The following is a 6,532-nucleotide window of genomic DNA, read 5'->3' as shown; positions in this document are numbered from 1 at the left end:
GGGGGGGGGGGGGGGGGGGGGGGGGGGGGGGGGGGGGGGGCGGGGGGGGGGGGGGGGGGGCGGGGGGGGGTGGGGCTGGGCTAGGTCGAAAGCCGGCCGGAGCGGAGGGGTGGCTCAGTTCTCGCTGGCCGCCAGCCGCCGGGCCACCTCGGCCGCGACCTCCTGCTGCAGCTCGGCCAGTTCCTGGTTGCTCAGGCCGCTCAGGCTCTCGCCGGACGGTACCGGGGTCTCACCGTCGGAGGGCTCTTCGGCCGGGTCGCCGCCGGTGGAGGCCCCGTTCGCGTCGACGCACTCGATCTCGCGGCCCGAGACCTCGGTGAGGCACATCGCGCCGTCGGCGGCGATCTCGACCAGCCGGGTCACGGTGGTGGACTTGGTGATCGACGCGGTCCAGGTGCCGGCCGAGGTGGGGACCACCTCGCGCAGGCTGAGCTGGTTGGCGTTCCAGTTCAGCTGCGGGAACGCGGCGATGATGGCGTTGGAGAGCGCCACGTTGCCCTGCCGGGCCGCTTCCATCCGGTGAACGGTGAGCTTGTTCAGCTTTCCGGCGTGCACCTCGTCGGCGGCCAGAGTGGCCACTCCCACCACCGATTTCGACGTTCCCCGCGGGGTGAGCGCGGTGACGTAGTCCCAGCGCGAGGTGTCGGTGCGCTTCAGCAGCAGTTCGGACTCGTTGCCGGCGTCCGGACCGTCGTCGCCCTCGCTGACCGTCTCGTAGCCGGAGCGCCGGAACAGACGGTCGGCGAAGCCGTTGAGGGCGTGAGAAGCGTTGCGCTGCTTGGCCGCCAGCGACATGGGGTAGACCGGACCGGGGAGCTCACCGGCCTTGACCTGCTTGCGCAGCTCGGCGCTGCGCCCGTCGAAAACCACCACCCCGGCCGGGACCTCGTGCTGCTCGGGGAAGCCGGTGAAACGGGTGACCGGGACGACCATCTGCCCCTTGTCCTGCTCGCAGTAGGCCCACACGTCGTCCGGGTCGGCCATCAGGTCACCGCCGACGAACGACAGGGCCCGGCGCAGGTTGTACTGGAACCACCCGCGGTGCACCGGCACCTGGGCGTCGAACTCGCAGACGTCGACCCGGTTCTCGCCCGGGGTCTGCACCACGATCTGGTCGAACCCCTTGATCCAGCCCTTGGCCTTGACCGGGGTGACGTAGGCGCCGGTGACGGGCAGGAAGGTGGTCGACTTCTCGTCGAACGTGCCGGTGACGCTGCCGGCCCGGCTCGGGGCCGAGTTGGCGGCCACCGACCACGGGATGCGCCACTCGTAGCCGGCCTGGGCCGCCTCGGTGATCTCGATCGACTCGGACAGCTGCCGGCTGCGGTGGTAGCCGCCCCAGACCCCGAGCACCGGCGCGGCGACCACGGCAACCAGCAGCAGCACGCCCAGACGGCCTCCGGAGCGGGGCGATACGACGGCGGACACCACCGCCAGCACGACCAGGACGATCAGCGTCTTCCACATCGTGCTGGCCCACACCGTGCGAAGCACTGCGTAGACCGTGCCGTGGAAGGCCCAGTAGAACAGCAGCCCCGATCCCAGCGTCGCCAGAGTTCCGCCCACCCAGAGGCCCGGCCGACGCCCGTAGTCACTCACCGCACGTGCTCCCCACCCCGAACCGCAAAGCCGACAACCCAAAACTAATGGACGTTTGTGAGCACCTGGGAAGCAAACGGGCCCACCGACGTCTTCAGTTGGTGAACGGAACCCCTCAGACCACCCGGCTCCGCGCCCGGAGTGAACGCCGCCGCGAGAGAAGGTTTTCCAGCGAGCCGCGCTGCCCGTCGGAACCGGCGAGCCGACGCAGCAGAGCCGGTGGCGTGGTGGCCCGGCGCACCACGACGGGAACGAAACCGAGCTTGGCGAAATAACGTTGGGCATCCTTGGAGGGCGACGGCACCCCGGCGACAATCTGCTCGGCCCCCAGCCTTTCGGCCTGGGCGGCGACATACGCCAGCAGCGCCCGGCCTACCCCGTGGCGACGTTCGGCGGCGGCCACGAAGAACTCGTCCATGCAGACCGCCGTGGCGCCGCTGAGAACGTTCAGCGGAGACTGGCGCATCACCAGGAACGCCACCGCCCGCTCGTTCAGTCGCGCCACCACGACTTCGGGCTCCCCCACCAGGATTGCCGCCTCCAGGCGGGCCTGGGCTCCCTCGGGGAGCGCACTCCGGGACTGTCCCCAGAGCGCGAGCAGTTCGGGGACGTCGTCCACCGTGGCTGCTCTGATCTCCAACGGTCGCCGGGGCGAGTAGGGCAGACGTCGAGACACCGGTGGCCTCCTGGCCGACGGCCGGGATTACCGCCCCGGATTCCCCACGGCACCACCAAAAGGGGCACCGGACCGTGGTCGGCGAGCCCATCGTCCTCAGTTGGAGATCGGCCTCACCACGCTCGAGGCACATCATGGCGAACCGCACCGAATCAGACGGATCAAATCCGGGGAATCTCAGTGGATGAGACGAGTTGCACCGGCCTGTGTCCGAACGACAGCGGGCCGGCTCCCCCGTGGGGAACCGGCCCGGTGTCAGACACTCAGCCGTACGTCAGCCGCCCAGGTACGCCTTGACGATGCTGTCGTCCTTGAGCAGGTCGCGGGCGATGCCCTCCTGCTTCAGGTGCCCCGACTCCAGCACGTACGCGTAGTCGCCGATGCGCAGCGCGGCGAGCGCGTTCTGCTCCACCACCAGCACGGTGGTGCCCTGGTCGCGGATCCGCCGGATGGTGTCGAAGATCAGGTCGACCAGCACCGGCGCCAGGCCCATCGAGGGCTCGTCCAGCAGCAGCAGTTTCGGGTTGCCCATCAGCGCCCGGCCGACGGCCAGCATCTGCTGCTCACCGCCGGACATCGTGCCGGCCTTCTGAGCGATGCGTTCCTTCAGCCGCGGGAACAGGTCCAGGACCCGCTCCTTGTCGGACTCGATGCCGTCCTTGTCGTTGCGCAGGAAGGCCCCGAGCTCGAGGTTCTCCTCCACGCTCATCTTCGGGAAGATCCGCCGGCCCTCGGGCGACTGGCATATGCCCTTCGCCACGACCTTGTGCCCGGGCACGCCGACCAGCGACTCACCGGCGAAGGTGATCGTGCCGGTGCGCGGGCGCAGCAGACCCGAGATCGAGCGCAGCGTGGTGGACTTGCCCGCGCCGTTCGACCCGATCAGGGTGACGATCTCGCCCGGCTTGACCGACAGCGAGACACCCTTCACCGCGGCGATGTTGCCGTAGTAGACGTGCACGTCGTTGACGGTGAGGAGGTCCTCGCCGCTGCGCCGCGCACCCGGCTGGGCGGGTGCCGCTTCCGTGGGAGTGCTCACAGGTCGCCTCCGTAACCCTCTTCGGTACCGGTCTTGCCCAGGTACGCCTCGATCACCCGCTGGTTCGACTGGATCTCCGCGGGCAGGCCCTCGGCGATCTTCTGGCCCTGGTCGAGCACGGTGACCCGCTCGCTGACCTTCATCACCACGCTCATGTCGTGCTCGATCAGCAGGATCGACACGTCGCGGTCGCCGCGGACGCGGTGCACGAAGTCGACGAACTGGGCCGACTCCTGTGGGTTCATGCCGGCCGTGGGCTCGTCGAGCAGCAGCACCTTGGGCCGCAGGGCCAGGGCCCGGGCGACCTCGAGGCGGCGCTGGTCGCCGTAGGACAGGTTGCGGGCGTAGTCGTTCGCCGACTTGCCGATGCCCATGTAGTCGAGCAGTTCCCGGGCGAAGTCGCGGGCCTCGCGCTCCTCCCGCCGCTGACGGGGGGTGCGCAGGACGGTGCCGAAGATCCCCGACTTCAGGTGGCTGTGCATCGCCACCATCACGTTCTCCTCGGCCGTCATCAGGTTGAACAGCCGGATGTTCTGGAACGTGCGGGCCAGGCCCGCGGAGGCGATCTTGTGCACCGGCTGGCCGGTGACCGTGGCGCCGTTCAGGATCACGTTGCCGGTGGTCGGCCGGTACAGGCCGGTGAGCACGTTGAAGAACGTGGTCTTTCCGGCGCCGTTCGGGCCGATCAGGCTGACCACGGACTTCTCCGGGACGGTGAACGAGACGTCGTTCACCGCGGTCAGGCCACCGAACTGCACGGTGATGTGGTCGGCCTGCAGAGCCACCGGGACGGCGGTGGCCGGCGTGGTGGGCTCGGACGCGGTGGTGGTCATTTCTTGTGGGTCCCTTCCGCGGCCGTCTCTTCCGAAGTGCCTTCCATCTCGGCCCCGAGCGACTCGATCTCGCCGCGCTCGGGCTCCTGCAGGACCTGCCGGGTACGGGCCTCGGGAATCAGGCCCTCCCGGCGGAAGAGCATGAACAGCACCAGGATCACGCCGAAGATCAGGAAGTTGTGCGAGGCGAAGTTGACCTCGGCGCCGGTGACGTCGTTCCAGACGTTGCCGAGCTGGGCCAGGCCGGTGGAGTTGATCCAGGCCAGGGTCAGCGCGCCGACCGTGACGCCCCAGACGTTGCCCATGCCGCCGAGCACGACCATGGCCAGCAGGATGATCGAGATGGAGAAGTTGAACCGGTCGGCCAGGACCCCGCCGATGTGGGTGGCGAAGGCGACACCGCCGATCCCGCCGAAGGCCGCGCCGACCGCGTAGGCGGACAGCTTGATCCGCATCAGCGGCACGCCCATCATGCTCGCCGCCAGCTCGTCCTCACGGATCGCCAGCCAGGCCCGGCCCAGCCGGCCCTCACGGATGCGCAGCGAGACGAACATGGCCAGGCCGAGCAGGAACGCGTAGACCAGGAACTTGAAGGTCAGGTCGAACACGCCGAGGGTGTCGGGGACGCCGGGGATCAGCGCGAACGGCCCCATCGGGATCAGGTCGATGCTGGTGATGCCCTGCACGCCGTTGGTGATGTTCCAGGCGCCGTCCGGGCCGACCTTGGCGCCGTTGCGGAACACCTCGGGCAGGATCTCGCCGAAGCCCAGGGTGACCAGGGCCAGGTAGTCGCTCTTCAGCCGCAGCGTCGGGGCCCCGATGATCACGCCCGCCAGGGCGCAGACCAGGGCCGCGATGATCAGTACGAGCCAGAAGTTGATGTGGATACCGCGGTCCTGGCCGGGCAGCGGATGGCCGAAGAAGTTGAAGCTCAGGCCGCTCCACTGCGGGGCGACCTGGTTGGCGAACGGGGCCATCAGCCAGCCGGCGACGTAGCCGCCGATACCCCAGAAGGCCACGTAGCCCAGGTCGAGCAGACCGGAGTAGCCGACCACGATGTTCAGGCCGAGGGCGAAGATCGCCCAGATGACCGCCTCGTTGACCGCGGTCATCGGCAGCCACTCGTTGAAGCCCGAACGCAGGTCGGAGGAGGCGTCCGGCAGGACCCAGTGGTTGAACGAGAACACCAGGACGCCCAGGAGCAGGAAGCCCAGCGGCCAGCCGAAGCGGGCGGCGAACGAGGTCTTCGGAGCCGGCGGACGCACCGCGGGACTGGAGGACGGAGCGGGAGCAGTCGTCGACATCGGCTACACCTTTTCCGTCGTACGGGTGCCGAGGATGCCCTCGGGCTTGAACACCATGAGCAGGATCAGCACGGTGAAGACCACCGTCATGGACCACTGCTGGCCGAACAGCATGGAGTCGTTGATGCTGGTCAGGATCCCCAGGACGAAGCCCCCGAGGACGGCTCCCTGGAGGTTGCCGATGCCGCCGAGGACGGCGGCGGTGAAGGCGTACAGACCGAGCCGGAAGCCCAGCCCGTAGCTGCTGCTGCCGACCGACTGCAGGTAGAGCAGCCCGGCCGCACCGGCCAGCGCACCACCGAGTGCGAACACGGTGACGATCGTGCGGTCGACGTCGATACCCATCAGCCGAGCGGCGTCCTGGTCCTGGGCCACGGCGCGCATGGCCTTGCCGGCCTTGGTGCGCTGCACGATGTAGACCATCAGCAACAGGAGCGGGATGGTCACCGAGATGACCACGATCGTGGTGTACGGGATGAACACGTCACCGATGCTGAAGCCGTCGTTGCCGAACATGGTCGACCACTGCTTGGGGGCCGAGCCGGTCATGAACTGACGCTGGCCGAACCACTGGTAGATGAAGCTCAGGCCGACGGCGGTGATCAGCGGGGCCAGCTTGGGCGCCCGGCGCAGCCTGCGGTAGGCGACCCGTTCGGCCGCCACGTTCACGATGGCTGCGGCCCCCATGGCGATCAGCAGGGCGAAGGCCACCGCCGCGACCGCACCGAAGGTGAAGGAGTCGACGGCGAACCAGCTCACCGAGACGATGCCGGACAGCACCGTGGCGAGCATGAAGAGGTCACCGTGCGAGAAGTTGATCAGCTCGATGATGCCGTAGACCATCGTGTAGCCCAGCGCGATCAGCGCGAACAGCGCGCCGTTGCCCAGGCCGGTGACCAGGGCCGAGGTGAACTGCTGGGGGCCTTGCACCAGTTCGTAGAGCACCCAGATCGCGACTGCCGCCAGCAGCGCGAGCCCGGTTACGTTGATGGCGATCTCCCGAGGCAGCCGTCGTGGCTTCACCTCGGACGCGGCGACCGCGGGTTGCGTCATGAATCGCTCTTTTCGGTACGGACACGGG

General features: G+C 68.8%; 6 protein-coding genes. All 6 read right to left on the bottom strand.

The window, feature by feature from the left end; translation table 11 throughout:
* Nucleotides 1-114: 114 nt before the first annotated feature.
* The 6 genes from LWF15_RS34780 to LWF15_RS34755 all read right to left on the bottom strand — a co-directional run bounded on the left by LWF15_RS34780 (nucleotide 115) and on the right by LWF15_RS34755 (nucleotide 6,504).
* Nucleotides 115-1,599, bottom strand: a complete 1,485-nt coding sequence (locus LWF15_RS34780) for a hypothetical protein (protein ID WP_232815262.1) — start codon at nucleotides 1,597-1,599, stop codon at nucleotides 115-117.
* 115 nt (nucleotides 1,600-1,714) lie between these two features.
* Nucleotides 1,715-2,275: a GNAT family N-acetyltransferase gene (locus LWF15_RS34775; RefSeq protein WP_232815261.1), complete on the bottom strand. Its 561-nt coding sequence runs from the start codon at nucleotides 2,273-2,275 to the stop codon at nucleotides 1,715-1,717.
* Nucleotides 2,276-2,549: 274 nt separating this feature from the next.
* Nucleotides 2,550-3,314, bottom strand: a complete 765-nt coding sequence (locus LWF15_RS34770; RefSeq protein ID WP_232815260.1) for an ABC transporter ATP-binding protein — start codon at nucleotides 3,312-3,314, stop codon at nucleotides 2,550-2,552.
* On the bottom strand, nucleotides 3,311-4,147 hold the full coding sequence (locus LWF15_RS34765) for an ABC transporter ATP-binding protein (protein ID WP_232815259.1): 837 nt from the start codon (nucleotides 4,145-4,147) through the stop codon (nucleotides 3,311-3,313). Before LWF15_RS34765 ends, LWF15_RS34770 begins: the two co-directional genes overlap by 4 nt.
* Entirely contained in the window at nucleotides 4,144-5,451 is a 1,308-nt protein-coding gene (locus LWF15_RS34760; protein WP_232815258.1) for a branched-chain amino acid ABC transporter permease, read from the bottom strand. The genes LWF15_RS34765 and LWF15_RS34760 overlap by 4 nt, the downstream gene beginning before the upstream one ends.
* A gap of 3 nt (nucleotides 5,452-5,454) precedes the next feature.
* Nucleotides 5,455-6,504, bottom strand: coding sequence for a branched-chain amino acid ABC transporter permease (locus LWF15_RS34755; RefSeq protein WP_232815257.1), 1,050 nt, complete (start codon nucleotides 6,502-6,504; stop codon nucleotides 5,455-5,457).
* Nucleotides 6,505-6,532: the final 28 nt, after the last annotated feature.

Source organism: Kineosporia rhizophila (genome assembly GCF_021277265.1).
In the GTDB taxonomy this organism is placed as follows: domain Bacteria; phylum Actinomycetota; class Actinomycetes; order Actinomycetales; family Kineosporiaceae; genus Kineosporia; species Kineosporia rhizophila.
Note: the sequence above shows the minus strand (reverse complement) of the source record. Positions and strands in the feature narration are given on the sequence as shown.